Source organism: Streptomyces sp. T12 (assembly GCF_028736035.1).
Taxonomy (GTDB): Bacteria; Actinomycetota; Actinomycetes; order Streptomycetales; family Streptomycetaceae; genus Streptomyces.
In genome coordinates, this window is record NZ_CP117866.1 from 6,015,486 (window position 1) to 6,029,757 (window position 14,272).

The window sequence follows — 14,272 nt, forward strand, 5'->3', positions numbered from 1 at the left end:
CACTAAGAGCCGCATATATGCCATTGGGGGCATGGCCGTCCGCCGCCCGACGTGTAAGGTCCGGTGGCCGAGAGCCACGGAAGGGACCGAACCGGTGAACAAGAAGCTCGCGGCCGCACTGTCCGGCGGTGCGGTACTGGTACTGGCGCTGACGGGATGCACGAGCGACGAGGGCAACCCGGAGCTGGACGCCTGGGCCAAGCAGGTCTGCGACGCCGTGCCCGCCCAGAACGCGAAGATCTCGGCGGCCTACGTCGCGATCACGAAGGCTGCCAAGGACACCACCAGCACGCCCAAGGAGCTCCAGCAGGCCGACTCCAAGGCCTTCCAGGACCTGGCCGACGGCTACAAGGCGCGCGCGAGCCTCATCGGCGACGCCGGGGCGCCTCCGGGGGTCGAGAACGGCGCGCAGGTCCAGCAGGACGTCGTCAAGAAGCTCACCGCCCTCTCCGCGGCATACGGCGACCTGAAGAAGCGGGTCGACGGGCTGAACACGAAGGACCAGGCGAAGTTCGCGTCCGGCCTGAAGGACGTGTCGGCCGAGATGAAGCAGGTGGAGACCCAGCGCAAGAGCGCGATCAAGGCGCTGAAGAAGCTGGAGTCGGGCGACACCAAGAAGGCGCTGACGTCGCAGGAGGGCTGCAAGGCGGCCGCTTCGGCGTCCACGTCGGCCGCGGCCACCGACAGCTGAACCACCCTCAGGGGCGGGCGCGGGTCACAATGAGGGCGTGAGTGACTCCAGCCTGTCTGCCCTGCCCGCCTCCGACCGTCCCGATGTCGCCGCCCGGCTGAGGGATGCCCTGCTCGGGGCCTCCTTCACCGCCGACGGGCTGCTAGAGCTGCTCGGCGCGCCCGCGTACACGGCGCTCGCCCGGAGCGAGACCGTGCCCGCGCTCCGGGCGACCCGCGGAGACACGCCGCTAGAGGCGCTCGTCAGGCTGTTCCTGTTGCAGCAACCCGTGCCGCACGCGCGCGTGGCGGGCGTTCTGCCCGTCGACGCATGCCTGGAGAGCGGGTGGCTGGTCCGGGTCGGCGACGACCTCGCGGCGACCGTGGACGTGCGGCCGTACGGCGGGCCCGAGGGCGAGGACTGGTTCATCGTGTCCGACCTGGGCTGCGCGGTCGGCGGGGCGGGCGGCAGCGGCAGCAATGGCCGCCAGGCAGATACAGCCGTCGTCCTCGGCGTCGGCGGCGCCTCCACGACCCTCGCCGGCATCACGGTCCGTACGCCCGTCGCCTCCGCCCTCGACCTCGGCACCGGCTCCGGCATCCAGGCGCTGCACGCCGCACAGCACGCCACGCGCGTGACGGCGACCGATCTCAACCCGCGCGCGCTGCACATCACCGCCCTGACGCTCGCGCTGTCCGGCTCCCCGGCCGTGGACCTGCGGGAGGGCTCGCTGTTCGAGCCGCTCAAGAACGGCGAGACGTACGACCTGATCGTGTCGAACCCGCCCTTTGTGATCTCGCCGGGCGCGCGGCTGACGTACCGCGACGGCGGGATGGGCGGGGACGATCTGTGCCGGTCGATCGTTCAGGGGGCGGGGGAGCGGCTGAACGAGGGCGGGTTCGCGCAGTTCCTCGCCAACTGGCAGCACGTGGAAGGGGAGGACTGGCAGGACCGGCTGCGGTCGTGGGTGCCGCGCGGGTGCGACGCGTGGATCGTGCAGCGCGAGGTCCAGGACATCACGCAATACGCCGAGCTGTGGCTCAGGGACGCCGGTGACCACCGGGGTGACGTGGCCGAGTACCAGGCGCGGTACGACGCGTGGCTGGACGAGTTCGAGGCGCGCAAGGTGAAGGCCGTGGGCTTCGGGTGGATCACGTTGCGGAAGGCGTCGGCGGCCGTGCCCTCGATCACGGTGGAGGAGTGGCCGCATCCGGTCGAGCAGCCGCTCGGCGACACGGTCCGGGCGCACTTCGGCCGGCTCGACTACCTGCGCGCCCGCGACGACGCGGCCCTGCTGGAGGACCACTTCAAGCTCGTCGGCGAGGTCGTGCAGGAGCAGGTCGGAATGCCCGGCGCCGAGGACCCGGAGCACGTCGTACTGCGCCAGCACCGCGGAATGCGCCGGGCCACTCGGGTGGACACGGTCGGCGCGGGGTTCGCGGGCGTGTGCGACGGTTCGCTGAGCGCGGGCCGCATTCTGGACGCGATCGCCCAACTGATGGGCGAGGATCCGGTGTTGCTGCGCGACCGCACGCCCGCGCAGATCCGGCTGCTGGTGGAGCAGGGATTCCTCGAACCGGCGCGGTGAACCCGACGGGTTGATCTCCAGCGGTCGTACGGCGTTCGGGGCCGCTGACACCCGTTCAAGCCACTGCTGCGTCTGCGGGGAAGAGGAGGCGATGACGACGGTTACAACACCCGTCGATCGACTGTGCCGAACCGCGCACCGACCAGGTCCTGGGCACTGTTCAGGCACACGGTGAAATGAGCCACAAGAAGGGCGCCGACAACGTCACCGAGCCGTGCGGCGACAAATTCGAGTCGATCACGGTCATCAGGCCCACGACAGAAGACGACCGGAAAGATACTCGCGGCCGGGCGAGCTCCGAGGTGGCTGAGGCGGGCGAGGCAGGCGAGGCGGTACGAGGGTGGTGAAGGCGGTGAGGGCGGCGGGTCCGGTGGGGCCTGCGTGGCAGCTGGGTCCGCACGGTCCGGGAGTCCACAGCCGCGTCGGCCCCGCGTTCACCTGAGGTTCGCCTGTGCGCCGTCCGCGCGTGTCAGCCTCGCCGGGCTGGGCACTCGCTGACGGGAGAAAAGGGGCAAGCGGAACCATGGAAAGGGGACCGGCGATCTTCGCTGGGGTCGTGTTCGCCCTGTTCGGAGGTGGGCTGCTCGTGTGGACCGCGGTCCGGGTGCGGCAGCGCCAGCCTGTCGCCCACAGTGTGAGCCCCGTCGCATCGGCGACGCTTGCGGGCCTTGTCTCGGTGATCGCGTTGATCTTCGGAACGTGGTGCTTCTCCCGCCTCTGAGAACGGCCCACGAGCTGCGCGGCGGATAATTGGGAGCCCCTCTTCCGGAAAGGCTCGAAAAGGCCGGTGGGCACTCCGGGCGGCAGGAATGGCGGAAGTCGGGTTACCGTTCGAGTGGCCGTTGCGGGCTTTTCCCGTTTGACAACAGGGCGGGATGTACCGTCACACTCCGCAGCGTCACCACCACCCGACCCCGGGCCCAATCGACCCTGGGGAGGCCCCAGCGTCGACCGGAGAGAAGAGCGAAGTTGTCCCCGACCAGCGAGACCGCACAGGGCGGCCGCCGACTCGTCATCGTCGAGTCGCCTGCCAAGGCGAAGACGATCAAGGGCTACCTGGGCCCCGGCTACGTAGTCGAAGCGAGCGTCGGGCACATCCGCGACCTCCCCAACGGTGCCGCGGAGGTGCCGGAGAAGTACACCGGCGAGGTCCGCCGCCTCGGCGTGGACGTCGAGCACGACTTCGAGCCGATCTACGTCGTCAACGCCGACAAGAAGGCCCAGGTCAAGAAGCTCAAGGACCTGCTGAAGGATTCCGACGAGCTCTACCTCGCCACCGATGAGGACCGCGAGGGCGAGGCGATCGCCTGGCACCTCCAGGAGGTGCTCAAGCCCAAGGTCCCGGTCAAGCGGATGGTCTTCCACGAGATCACCAAGGCCGCGATCCAGGCCGCTGTCGCCAACCCGCGCCAGCTCAACCAGAAGCTCGTCGACGCCCAGGAGACCCGCCGCATCCTCGACCGCCTCTACGGCTACGAGGTCTCGCCGGTCCTGTGGAAGAAGGTCATGCCGCGCCTGTCGGCCGGCCGTGTCCAGTCGGTCGCCACACGACTCGTCGTGGAGCGGGAACGCGAGCGCATCGCGTTTCGTTCTGCTGAGTACTGGGACCTGACGGGCACCTTCGCGACCGGCCGCGCGGGAGATCCGTCGGACCCGTCGTCGCTGGTCGCCCGCCTGCAGACCGTCGACGGCAGGCGGGTCGCGCAGGGCCGCGACTTCGACTCCCTGGGACAACTCAAGAGCGCGAACACCCTCCACCTCGACGAGGCGAACGCCCGCGCCCTGGCCGCCGCCCTGGAGCAGACGCAGTTCTCCGTCCGGTCCGTCGAGTCCAAGCCGTACCGCCGCTCGCCGTACGCCCCGTTCCGTACGACGACGCTGCAGCAGGAGGCGAGCCGCAAGCTCGGCTTCGGCGCGAAGGCCACCATGCAGGTCGCGCAGAAGCTGTACGAGAACGGCTACATCACCTACATGCGTACGGACTCCACGACACTGAGCGACACCGCCGTCGCGGCCGCCCGCGCCCAGGTCACGCAGCTGTACGGCGCCGACTACCTGCCGCCGTCCCCGCGGACGTACGCCGGGAAGGTCAAGAACGCGCAGGAGGCGCACGAGGCGATCCGCCCCTCCGGCGACCGCTTCCGCACGCCTGCCGAGACCGGGCTGACCGGCGACCAGTTCAAGCTCTACGAGCTGATCTGGAAGCGGACCGTCGCCTCCCAGATGAAGGACGCGACCGGTAACTCGGTCACGGTCAAGATCGGCGGCACGGCGGCCGACGGCCGGGACGTCGAGTTCAGCGCGTCCGGCAAGACGATCACCTTCCACGGCTTCCTGAAGGCCTACGTCGAGGGTGCCGACGACCCGAACGCCGAGCTGGACGACCGCGAGCGCCGGCTGCCGCAGGTGGGCCAGGGCGACGCCCTGAGCGCCGAGGAGATCACGGTCGACGGGCACGCCACCAAGCCCCCGGCCCGCTACACCGAGGCCTCGCTGGTCAAGGAGCTGGAAGAGCGCGAGATCGGCCGCCCGTCGACGTACGCGTCGATCATCGGCACGATCCTCGACCGCGGCTATGTGTTCAAGAAGGGCACGGCACTCGTCCCGTCCTTCCTGTCCTTCGCCGTGGTCAACCTCCTGGAGAAGCACTTCGGGCGGCTCGTCGACTACGACTTCACCGCCAAGATGGAGGACGACCTCGACCGCATCGCGGCCGGTCAGGCACAGTCCGTGCCGTGGCTGAGGCGCTTCTACTTCGGTGCGACGTTGCCGGACAGCGGCGCCGCCGCGGGCGGCGCGGCCGACGCCGGCAACGGCGACGGGGACCACCTCGGCGGCCTCAAGGAACTGGTGACCGACCTGGGCGCGATCGACGCGCGCGAGGTGTCGTCGTTCCCGGTGGGCAACGACATCGTGCTCAGGGTCGGCCGCTACGGCCCGTACATCGAGCGCGGCGAGAAGGACTCCGAGAACCACCAGCGGGCGGACGTGCCCGAGGACCTGGCCCCGGACGAGCTGTCCGTCGAGCTCGCGGAGGAACTGCTCGCCAAGCCGAGCGGCGACTTCGAACTCGGCGCCGACCCGCAGACCGGCCACCAGATCATCGCCCGCGACGGCCGCTACGGCCCGTACGTCACCGAGGTGCTCCCCGAGGGCACCCCGAAGACCGGCAAGAACGCCGTCAAGCCGCGTACGGCCTCCCTGTTCAAGTCGATGTCCCTGGACACGGTGACGCTCGCGGACGCGCTCAAGCTGATGTCGTTGCCGCGTGTCGTGGGCACCGACGCCGAGGGCCAGGAGATCACCGCGCAGAACGGCCGCTACGGGCCGTATCTGAAGAAGGGCACGGACTCGCGCTCGCTGCAGACCGAGGACCAGCTCTTCACGATCACCCTCGAAGAGGCGCTGGAGATCTACTCCCAGCCCAAGCAGCGCGGCCGGGCCGCCGCCAAGCCGCCGCTGAAGGAGCTGGGCGTCGACCCGGTCAGCGAGAAGCCGGTCGTGGTCAAGGACGGTCGCTTCGGGCCGTACGTCACCGACGGGGAGACCAACGCGACCCTGCGCTCCGGCGACAGCGTTGAGACGATCACCCCGGAGCGCGGCTTCGAGCTGCTCGCGGAGAAGCGCGCGAAGGCGCCCGCCAAGAAGACGGCGAAGAAGGCTCCCGCGAAGAAGACGACCGCCAAGAAGGCCGCCCCCGCCAAGAAGACGGCCGCCAAGAAGACCGCGGCGAAGAAGACGACGACGGCCGCGAAAACGACGGCGAAGAAGACGACCGCGAAGAAGGCGACGGCTTCGAAGTCGGCGAGCGAGGACTGAGCCAGGAGGACCGGACTCGCAACGGGGCTCTTTCTGAGCCCGGTTGAGGGTCCGGTTCTTCACGTCCGGTTCGCAAAACGAACGCCTCGGCATCAGTTTGGTGTCGGGGCGGGCGTACGTTCGGGCGCGCGCGTCGGGCTGTCGGTGGGTCCCGATAGGCTGAAAGCATGACGCGAGCCGAGCAGCCAACGGCCCCCCACCCCGCCTCCGACGACGCCCTTGCCGCGGACTCCCGCGAGCGTGCCGTCCGCGCCCTGCTGCGGCGACCGCAGCTCAAGCGCTTGTGGAGCGCGCAGTTGGTGGGCGGTGTCGGCGACATGCTCGCCCTCCTGGTCCTGGTCCTGCTGGCCCTTCAGGCGGCGATCGCCGAGGGGTCGTTCGGCGGTGGGTACCGGGGCGTGGCGTTCGCAGTGGCGACCGTCTTCGGCGTGCGCATCCTGGCGACGCTGCTCTTCGGCGCCGTCCTCCTCGGCCCTCTGACGTCGCTGACCTCCCAGGAAGGCCCGCTCGACCGGCGCTGGACCATGGTCGGCGCGGACGGCCTGCGGGTCGCTCTGCTGATCGTCGCGCCCCTGTGGATCGACTGGATGCCGGACAACGCGCTGGCCGTCCTCCTGGTCACCGCCTTCGTGACCGGCGTCGCCGAGCGTTTCTGGACGGTGTGCCGGGAGAGCGCGGCGCCCGCCCTGCTGCCGCCCCCGCCCCCGGAGGGCGCGACGGTACGACCGCTGCCGGATCACCTGGACGCCCTGCGCCGCCTGTCACTGCGTACGGGCTTCGTGGCGGTCCCCCTGGCCGCCGCCGCACTGGTCGTCGCCGCTCTGCTCAACAACCTGCTCGGTGCCGGACTCGACTGGTTCGACCAGCACCAGGCGGCTCTCGCGTCGTATGTCGCGGCCGGTCTGTTCGCCGCGTCCCTGTCCGTGCTGACCTTCCTGGAGCTGCCCGACACGCGCACCCCGCGCGCGCGGTCGCCGCTGGAGGGGCTGCGCCGCCCCAAGACGGGCTCGGGCGTCGACAAGGGCCGTACCGGTGCCATCCCGCTGCTGGTGACGGCATGCGCGGCTGTCGCCGGGGCGGTGTCCGCCGCGGTCGCCGTGGCCGTCCTGCACGCCAAGGACCTGGGCGGCGGGCCGGTGCTGTACGGCCTGCTCGTGCTCGCGCTGACCGGAGGAGTGGTCGTCGGCATCCGTACGGCGCCCTCCGTGCTGCCCGCCCTGTCGCGGCGCCGGCTGCTGGCGCTGGCGATCGCCTTCACCGGCGTCGCGCTGCTGGCCGCGGGACTCGTCCCGGACGTCACCACCGTGCTGTTGATCGTCGCGCTGGCCGGGGTCGGCGCGGGCGTGGCCGCCAACAGCGGGCACACGCTGCTCGACCAGGAGGCCGAGGAATTCCGGCGGCCGCGGACGACCGAGCATCTGCACGCGGTCGTACGGGTCTGTGTGGCGCTCGGCGCGGTGATCGCGCCGCTGGTGGCCGCGCTCATCGGGCCGCACCGGCTGGAGAGCGGCAAGTTCGTCTTCGCGCACGGCGGTGCCGCGTTCACGCTGATGCTGGTCGGGGCGCTGCTGCTGCCGGTGGCCGTGCTGGTGCTGGCCAAGGTCGACGACCGTTCCGGCGTGCCACTGCGGCAGGACCTGCGGGATGCGCTGCTCGGCGGGGACGACCCGGAGCAGGTGCCCGCGACGTCCGGCTTCTTCATCGCCCTGGAGGGCGGCGACGGCGCCGGGAAGTCCACCCAGGCCGAGGCGCTCGCCGAGTGGATCCGGGGCAAGGGCCACGAGGTCGTCGTCACGCGCGAGCCGGGGGCGACGCCGGTCGGCAAGCGGCTGCGGTCGATCCTGCTGGACGTGTCGAGCGCCGGGCTGTCGCACCGGGCCGAGGCACTGCTGTACGCGGCGGACCGCGCCGAGCACGTGGACACGGTGGTCCGGCCCGCGCTGGAGCGCGGCGCGGTCGTGATCTCGGACCGCTACGTCGACTCCTCGGTCGCCTACCAGGGGGCCGGCCGGGATCTGTCCCCGACGGAGATCGCCCGCATCAACCGCTGGGCGACGAACGGACTCGCGCCGCATCTGACCGTGCTGCTGGACGTCTCGCCGGAGATCGCCCGCGAGCGGTTCACCGAGGCGCCGGACCGGCTGGAGTCGGAGCCGGCCGAGTTCCACGCGCGCGTGCGCTCCGGATTCCTGACGCTGGCCGCGGCCGACCCCGGGCGGTACCTGGTGGTGGACGCGGGCCAGGAACCCGAGGCGGTGACGACGGTCGTCCGGCACCGGCTCGACCAGATGCTGCCGCTGTCCGAGGCGGAGATCCAGGCGCAGGAGGAGGCTCGGCGCAAGGCCGAGGAGGAGGCCCGGCGCAAGGCCGAGGAAGAGGCCGCCCGCAAGGCCGAGGAGGAGCGCCTGGAGCGTGAGCGCCAGGAGCAGCTCGCCCGGCTGCGCGCCGAGGAGGAGGAGCGCAAGCGGCGCGAGCTGGAGGAGGCGCAGCGGCGCGAGGCCGAACGGCAGGCGGAGGAGGCCCGGCAGCGGGCCGAGGAAGCGCGTCGGCGTGCCGAGGAGGAGCGCCAGCGGCTCCTCGCGGAGGAGAAGGTGCGCGCCGAGGAGGAAGCGCGCCGCAAGGCCGACGAGGAACGGCGCCGCAAGCAGGCCGAGGAAGAGGCCCGGCTGCGTGCGGAGGCGGAGGCGCTCCGCCTGGAGAAGCAGCGCAAGGCCGAGGAGGCTCTGCTGCGTGCCGAGGAGGCGCGGCGGCTGGCCGAGCAGGCGGCGGCGTCGGCGCAGGCGGGGCCGAGGCCGACCGGGCCTGCGGCCGGGGCTGCCCCCGGGGACGCGGTGACGGTTCCTACGCCGGTGGTGACGCCGGGGCAGGCCTCGGGCCGGGCTTCGGACGAGACGACTGTGTTGCGGCCGGTGCGGGGTGAGGAGCGCGGCGGTGACCGTGCTTCCGATGACGGCCCTGCCGGTGAGCGCGCTTCCGGTGACCGGGCTTCCGGCTCCCGTGCTTCCGGGGAGTCCGACTCCGAGGTGACGGCGAAGCTGCCCCAGCCGCCGGTGCCTTCGGGGGCGGCGGACGAGACGGCGGTGCTTCCGCCGGTGACGCCTGGTGCGGCGGACGAGACCGCTGTGCTCCCGCCGGTGACGCCTGGTGCGGCCGATGAGACTGCGGTGCTTCCGCCGGTGGTGCCGGGGACCGTGGAGGAGACGGCGGTGCTGCCTCCCGTCTCGGGGTCGGGATCGGGGGCGGGCGAGGAGTCTGCGCATCGGGTTCCGCCGGGGTACTTCCGGGACGAGGAACGTACGCGCGAGATGCCCCAGGTCGACGAGTCGGGTGCGCCCCGGCGCAGGGCGCGGTCCGACTGGGCCGAGGAGACGCCGCTGGATGATCTGCCGACGCTGGCGGATGAGCTGTTGGGTCCGCATGAGGACGAGTACGACGACGAGGGCGGCCGAGGGCGGGGCCGGCGGCGCTGAGGCCGGTCACTGAGGTCGGCCGCTGAGGCGCGCGGTGCTCTGGTCGGCGCGGGGTTGGGTCACTGGCCCGCGCTTGTGGGGTGCCGCCCCAGCTCTTCGAGCATGGCTTGACGAGCTGGGCTGCGTCGCTGTTGGCCGCGGCATCTGCGGGTTTGTCCGGCCAGTCGGTGCGGTCGGCCGTGGATCAGCTGTCCGGCGCGTGACTGCCTGGCCGGCCGGAGCCCGTTGTCAGTGCCGCCCCTCACAATGGAATCCGCGACGCGAGATGTGACGGAAGGGCGGCGGGACCCATGAGCGTGTGGGACGACCTGGTGGGGCAGGAGAGGGTGAGCGAGCAGCTGGGTGCTGCCGCTCGGGACGCCGATGCCCTCGTCACCGCCGCCGCTGCCGACGCACCACCGCCCGAGGCGTCCAAGATGACGCATGCCTGGTTGTTCACGGGCCCGCCCGGGGCGGGGCGCAATCAGGCGGCGCGGGCCTTCGCCGCCGCGCTGCAGTGCGTCAGCCCTGATCGGGCGCTGGGTGGCGCCCCCGGATGCGGGTTCTGCGACGGCTGCCATACGGCGCTCGTCGGCACGCATGCCGACGTCACCACCGTTGCCGCCGTCGGCACCCAGATCCTCGCCGACGACATGCGGGACACCGTCCGCAAGTCGTTCACCTCGCCGGCGAACGGCCGCTGGCAGGTCATCCTCGTCGAGGACGCCGAGCGGCTGAACGAGAAGTCCGCCAACGCCGTCCTGAAGGCCGTGGAGGAGCCCGCCCCCCGCACGGTCTGGCTGCTCTGCGCCCCCTCCATCGAGGACGTGCTGCCCACCATCCGCTCCCGCTGCCGCCACCTGAACCTGAGCACGCCCTCGGTCGACGCCGTCGCCGACATGCTCGTACGGCGGGAAGGTATCGAGCCTGAGGTCGCCGTCGCCGTGTCCCGCGCCACGCAGGGGCACGTCGACCGGGCCCGGCGCCTGGCCACCGACCCGGCCGCCCGTGAGCGCCGGGCCGCCGTCCTCAAGCTGCCCCTCCGGGTCGGCGACGTCGGCGGTTGCCTCAGGGCCGCCCAGGAGCTCGTCGACGCCGCCGCCGAGGACGCCAAGCAGCTCGCCGAGGAGACGGACGGCAAGGAGACCGAGGAGCTGAAGGCGGCGCTGGGCGCGGGCCAGGGCGGCAGGATGCCGCGCGGCACGGCGGGCGTGATGAAGGAGCTGGAGGACAAGCAGAAGCGGCGCCGTACGCGGACGCAGCGCGACAGCCTCGACCTTGCGCTGACCGACCTCACCGCCTTCTATCGCGATGTCCTCGCCCTCCAGCTCGGCTCCCGCGTCGCCCTCGCCAACACTGATGCCGAGGACGCCCTGGAGCGCCTTGCCCGCGACAGCGCCCCCGAGTCCACGCTGCGCCGGATCGAGGCGATCGCCGCCTGCCGTGACGCCCTCGACCGCAATGTGGCGCCGCTGCTGGCGGTGGAAGCGATGACCATGGCACTCAGAGCCGGCTGACCGGTCGCCCGCGTCCACTCGTCCCACCCCTCTCACCCGCAAGTGATCAACAGGAGGGCGACCATGTAACTCGTACGAGCTGTGGCGTGCACGCACTGCATCCGAGTCACTGCGCACAGTTACGCTCGCCAGATGCACACCAGGCGCACTCCAGTCAGCACAGACCCGAGCCCGACCGGGCACGGCCCACGCACCCGCCGCCCGAACCCCCGGCGAGCCCGCGCGGTCGGCACCCTCCTCGCCGCCACCGCACTGCTCGTCTCCGCCTGCACCTCCGGTACGTCGACGCGCGCGGGGAACCCGGCGGCCGAGGCGGCGCTGGCCGCGCTCCCGCGGTCGACGCCGGCCGCGCTCACGCCGTACTACGGGCAGAAGCTGACCTGGCGCAGCTGCGGGACGCCCGGCTTCCAGTGCGCCACGATGAAGGCGCCGCTCGACTACGCGGAGCCGGGCGCCGGGGACATCAGGCTCGCCGTGGCCCGCAAGAAGGCGACGGGGCCGGGCAGGCAGCTCGGGTCGCTGCTCGTGAACCCGGGCGGCCCGGGCGGCTCGGCGATCGCCTACCTCCAGCAGTACGCGGGCATCGGTTACCCGGCCGGCGTGCGCGCCCGGTACGACATGGTCGCGGTCGACCCGCGCGGAGTCGCCCGCAGCGAGCCCGTCGAATGCCTCAACGGCCGCCAGATGGACAGGTACACGCAGACGGACTTCACGCCGGACGACGAGAACGAGGCCCGCGAACTCGTCGCCACCTACAAGAGGTTCGCGGAAGGGTGCGGAGCGGATGCGCCCAGCCTCCTGCGCCACGTCTCCACCGCCGAGGCCGCCCGGGACATGGACATCCTGCGGGCGGCGCTGGGCGACAAGAAGCTGACCTACGTGGGGGCGTCGTACGGCACCTTCCTCGGGGCGACGTACGCCGGGCTCTTCCCGGACCGGGTGGGCAGGCTGGTCCTGGACGGAGCGATGGACCCCTCCCTGCCGGCCCGCCGGATGAACCTCGATCAGACGGCGGGCTTCGAGACGGCGTTCCAGGCGTTCGCGAGGGACTGCGTGCGGCAGCGGGACTGCCCGCTCGGCACGAAGGCGAGCGGCGTCGGCAAGAACCTCAAGGCCTTCTTCCGGAAGCTCGACGCGCGACCCATTCCGACGGGCGATCCGGACGGCCGCGCACTGGGCGAGTCCCTCGCCACCACCGGCGTGATCGCGGCGATGTACGACGAGGGTGCCTGGGCGCAACTGCGGGACGCGCTGTCCGCGGCGATGAAGGAGAACGACGGTGCGGGTCTCCTCGCCCTCTCCGACAGCTACTACGAGCGCGACGCCGACGGCCGCTACACGAACCTGATGTTCGCCAACGCGGCCGTGAACTGCCTGGACCTCCCGGCGGCCTTCGCCACCCCCGACGATGTCCGTGAAGCCCTCCCCGCCTTCGAAAAGGCGTCCCCCGTCTTTGGTGAGGGCCTCGCCTGGGCCACCCTGAACTGCGCGTACTGGCCGGTGGCGCCCACCGGTGAGCCGCGCCGCATCGAGGCGAGGGGCGCGGCCCCGATCATCGTGGTCGGCACCACCCGCGACCCGGCGACCCCCTACCGCTGGGCCCGCGCCCTCACCGGCCAGCTCTCCTCGGCCCGGCTGCTCACCTATGACGGCGACGGCCACACGGCGTATGGGCGGGGCAGCAGGTGCATCGACAACACGATCAACGCGTATCTCCTCCGGGGAACGCCGCCCACCCGCGACAAGCGCTGCTCGTAGCCTCTCGCCGGGCCTGCCCCGGCCTGCCCCGGCCCTGCTCTGGCCCTGCTCTGGCCCTGCTCCGGGCCCGGAGGGGGCCTGGGCAGGGCGGAACGGGGGTGGTACGGAGCACTCCCGGAAACTGTGTAGACTTACCGACGTTGCTGATCGCACCATAGTGCGGACGGCGTGCCGCCTTAGCTCAGATGGCCAGAGCAACGCACTCGTAATGCGTAGGTCTCGGGTTCGAATCCCGAAGGCGGCTCCATGGTGAACCCCAGGTCGGAACTCTGACCTGGGGTTTCTTTCGTTCGGTGGTCTTGGAACTCGGGCCAATCGGACAGCTGTGCGTGACGCCTTGTCAGTTGCTTTCTCGTCGCCCTCGGAAGCTGTGATCTCTTGGTTGATCGCGGGACTGCGTACGCGTGCGGTGGGGCTGTGCCGTTCCGGCAACGGCAAGGCGCGTCACAGGCGCGGCAGGGGCCGGGCTTTGGGGATGCGGCGCCCGAGCACGCCGACGCTCCACGCCACGGCACTAGCCGACGCTGGATTGTTCGCCTTGGGGTGCGCCGGTTGTCCAGTCCCAGCGGGTGATCGTGGTGCGCATCAAGTGGGCGGCGGCCGGCAGGTGGCTGTCGGCGCCCCAGTAGAGCGTGACGGTGCGGCGGCAGTCGGCGCTGTCGACGGTGATCCAGGAGACGGCGGCGTGCGGGGCGGTGTGGCGGGCGAAGGCAGGGACCAGGCCGATACCGAGTCCGGCGCTGATCAGGCTGGCGATGGCGCTGTGTTCGTCGCTTTCGCACACGATGTGGGGGGTGAGGCCATGGGCGGCGAACAGGCGGTCGAGCAGCCGACGCAGCCAATGTCCCTGGCGGGCGGTGATGAAGGGCTGGTCGGCGAGTTCCTCGACGGTCACCGTCGTGCGGCCCGCGAGCGGATGGCCGAGCGGTACGACCACTGACACCGGTTCGTCGAACAGGTGCGCCGATTCCAGGCCCTCGGCGTGGATCGGCTGCGAGGCAATGCACAGATCGACGTCCTGGGCGCGCAGGCGGCGGCCCATGTCCTCCGACGACGACCAGTGGAGCTCGATCTCGATGGCCGGATGCTCGCGCTTGAACGCCGCCAGCGGACCGGTGAGCGTGAGGAAGGTCTCCGACGCGAGTCGCACGGCGCCCAGGCCCTCGCTGGTGGCCTCGGCGACGGCGCGTCGACCGGCGTCGAGTTCGCCGAGGGCGCGTTCGACGTGATCGCGGAAGAGCCTGCCGGTGTCGTTCAACCGGAGCCGTCCGCTCCGATCGAACAGCGGCGCACCCAGGTCGCTCTCCAGGCGGGCGATGGTGCGGCTCAGCGACGGCTGGGCCACGCGCAGCTCGTCGGCCGCCCGACTCAGGTGCTCCAGCCGCGCCACCACCAGGAACTGCCGAAGCGAGTTCAGGTCCATCATGCCCCCACTGACATAACGTCATAGCAATATTAATCTTAGACAGCA

At 71.5% G+C, this 14,272-nt stretch carries 9 protein-coding genes and 1 tRNA gene; 9 read left to right on the forward strand and 1 reads right to left on the reverse strand.

The window, feature by feature from the left end; genetic code table 11:
• The first annotated feature begins 94 nt into the window (after window positions 1-94).
• The 9 genes from PBV52_RS27145 to PBV52_RS27185 all read left to right on the forward strand — a co-directional run bounded on the left by PBV52_RS27145 (window position 95) and on the right by PBV52_RS27185 (window position 13,048).
• Window positions 95-691 (forward strand): small secreted protein, encoded by a 597-nt coding sequence (locus PBV52_RS27145; RefSeq protein WP_274241682.1) that lies wholly within the window; start codon window positions 95-97, stop codon window positions 689-691.
• Window positions 692-728: 37 nt separating this feature from the next.
• Window positions 729-2,258, forward strand: a complete 1,530-nt coding sequence (locus tag PBV52_RS27150) for a class I SAM-dependent methyltransferase (RefSeq protein WP_274241684.1) — start codon at window positions 729-731, stop codon at window positions 2,256-2,258.
• 176 nt (window positions 2,259-2,434) lie between these two features.
• A complete protein-coding gene (locus PBV52_RS27155) occupies window positions 2,435-2,605 on the forward strand; it encodes a hypothetical protein (RefSeq protein ID WP_274241685.1) in 171 nt (56 codons plus the stop codon).
• A 176-nt stretch (window positions 2,606-2,781) separates the two neighbouring features.
• Window positions 2,782-2,979 (forward strand): hypothetical protein, encoded by a 198-nt coding sequence (locus PBV52_RS27160; RefSeq protein WP_274241686.1) that lies wholly within the window; start codon window positions 2,782-2,784, stop codon window positions 2,977-2,979.
• A gap of 248 nt (window positions 2,980-3,227) precedes the next feature.
• On the forward strand, window positions 3,228-6,077 hold the full coding sequence (topA, locus tag PBV52_RS27165) for a type I DNA topoisomerase (protein WP_274241688.1): 2,850 nt from the start codon (window positions 3,228-3,230) through the stop codon (window positions 6,075-6,077).
• 167 nt (window positions 6,078-6,244) lie between these two features.
• Window positions 6,245-9,547, forward strand: a complete 3,303-nt coding sequence (gene tmk, locus PBV52_RS27170) for a dTMP kinase (RefSeq protein WP_274241689.1) — start codon at window positions 6,245-6,247, stop codon at window positions 9,545-9,547.
• 290 nt (window positions 9,548-9,837) lie between these two features.
• The gene (locus PBV52_RS27175; protein ID WP_274241691.1) at window positions 9,838-11,043 is read left to right on the forward strand and encodes a DNA polymerase III subunit delta'; all 1,206 of its coding nucleotides are present in this window, start codon (window positions 9,838-9,840) and stop codon (window positions 11,041-11,043) included.
• A gap of 132 nt (window positions 11,044-11,175) precedes the next feature.
• Window positions 11,176-12,801 carry an alpha/beta hydrolase gene (locus PBV52_RS27180; protein ID WP_274241693.1) on the forward strand — a complete coding sequence of 542 codons (1,626 nt, stop codon included), beginning with the start codon at window positions 11,176-11,178 and terminating at the stop codon, window positions 12,799-12,801.
• 170 nt (window positions 12,802-12,971) lie between these two features.
• A tRNA-Thr gene (locus PBV52_RS27185) sits at window positions 12,972-13,048 on the forward strand.
• A 267-nt stretch (window positions 13,049-13,315) separates the two neighbouring features.
• On the opposite strand, the gene PBV52_RS27190 is transcribed toward PBV52_RS27185, so the two are convergent.
• Window positions 13,316-14,227: a LysR substrate-binding domain-containing protein gene (locus PBV52_RS27190; protein WP_274241694.1), complete on the reverse strand. Its 912-nt coding sequence runs from the start codon at window positions 14,225-14,227 to the stop codon at window positions 13,316-13,318.
• Window positions 14,228-14,272 lie beyond the last annotated feature (45 nt).

Coding starts and splice junctions, on each gene's coding strand:
- PBV52_RS27175 (WP_274241691.1), top strand. CDS start 9,838: ATGAGCGTGTGGGACGACCTGGTGGGGCAGGAGAGGGTGAGCGAGCAG.
- PBV52_RS27190 (WP_274241694.1), bottom strand. CDS start 14,227: ATGATGGACCTGAACTCGCTTCGGCAGTTCCTGGTGGTGGCGCGGCTG.
- PBV52_RS27160 (WP_274241686.1), top strand. CDS start 2,782: ATGGAAAGGGGACCGGCGATCTTCGCTGGGGTCGTGTTCGCCCTGTTC.
- PBV52_RS27180 (WP_274241693.1), top strand. CDS start 11,176: ATGCACACCAGGCGCACTCCAGTCAGCACAGACCCGAGCCCGACCGGG.
- PBV52_RS27155 (WP_274241685.1), top strand. CDS start 2,435: ATGAGCCACAAGAAGGGCGCCGACAACGTCACCGAGCCGTGCGGCGAC.
- tmk (WP_274241689.1), top strand. CDS start 6,245: ATGACGCGAGCCGAGCAGCCAACGGCCCCCCACCCCGCCTCCGACGAC.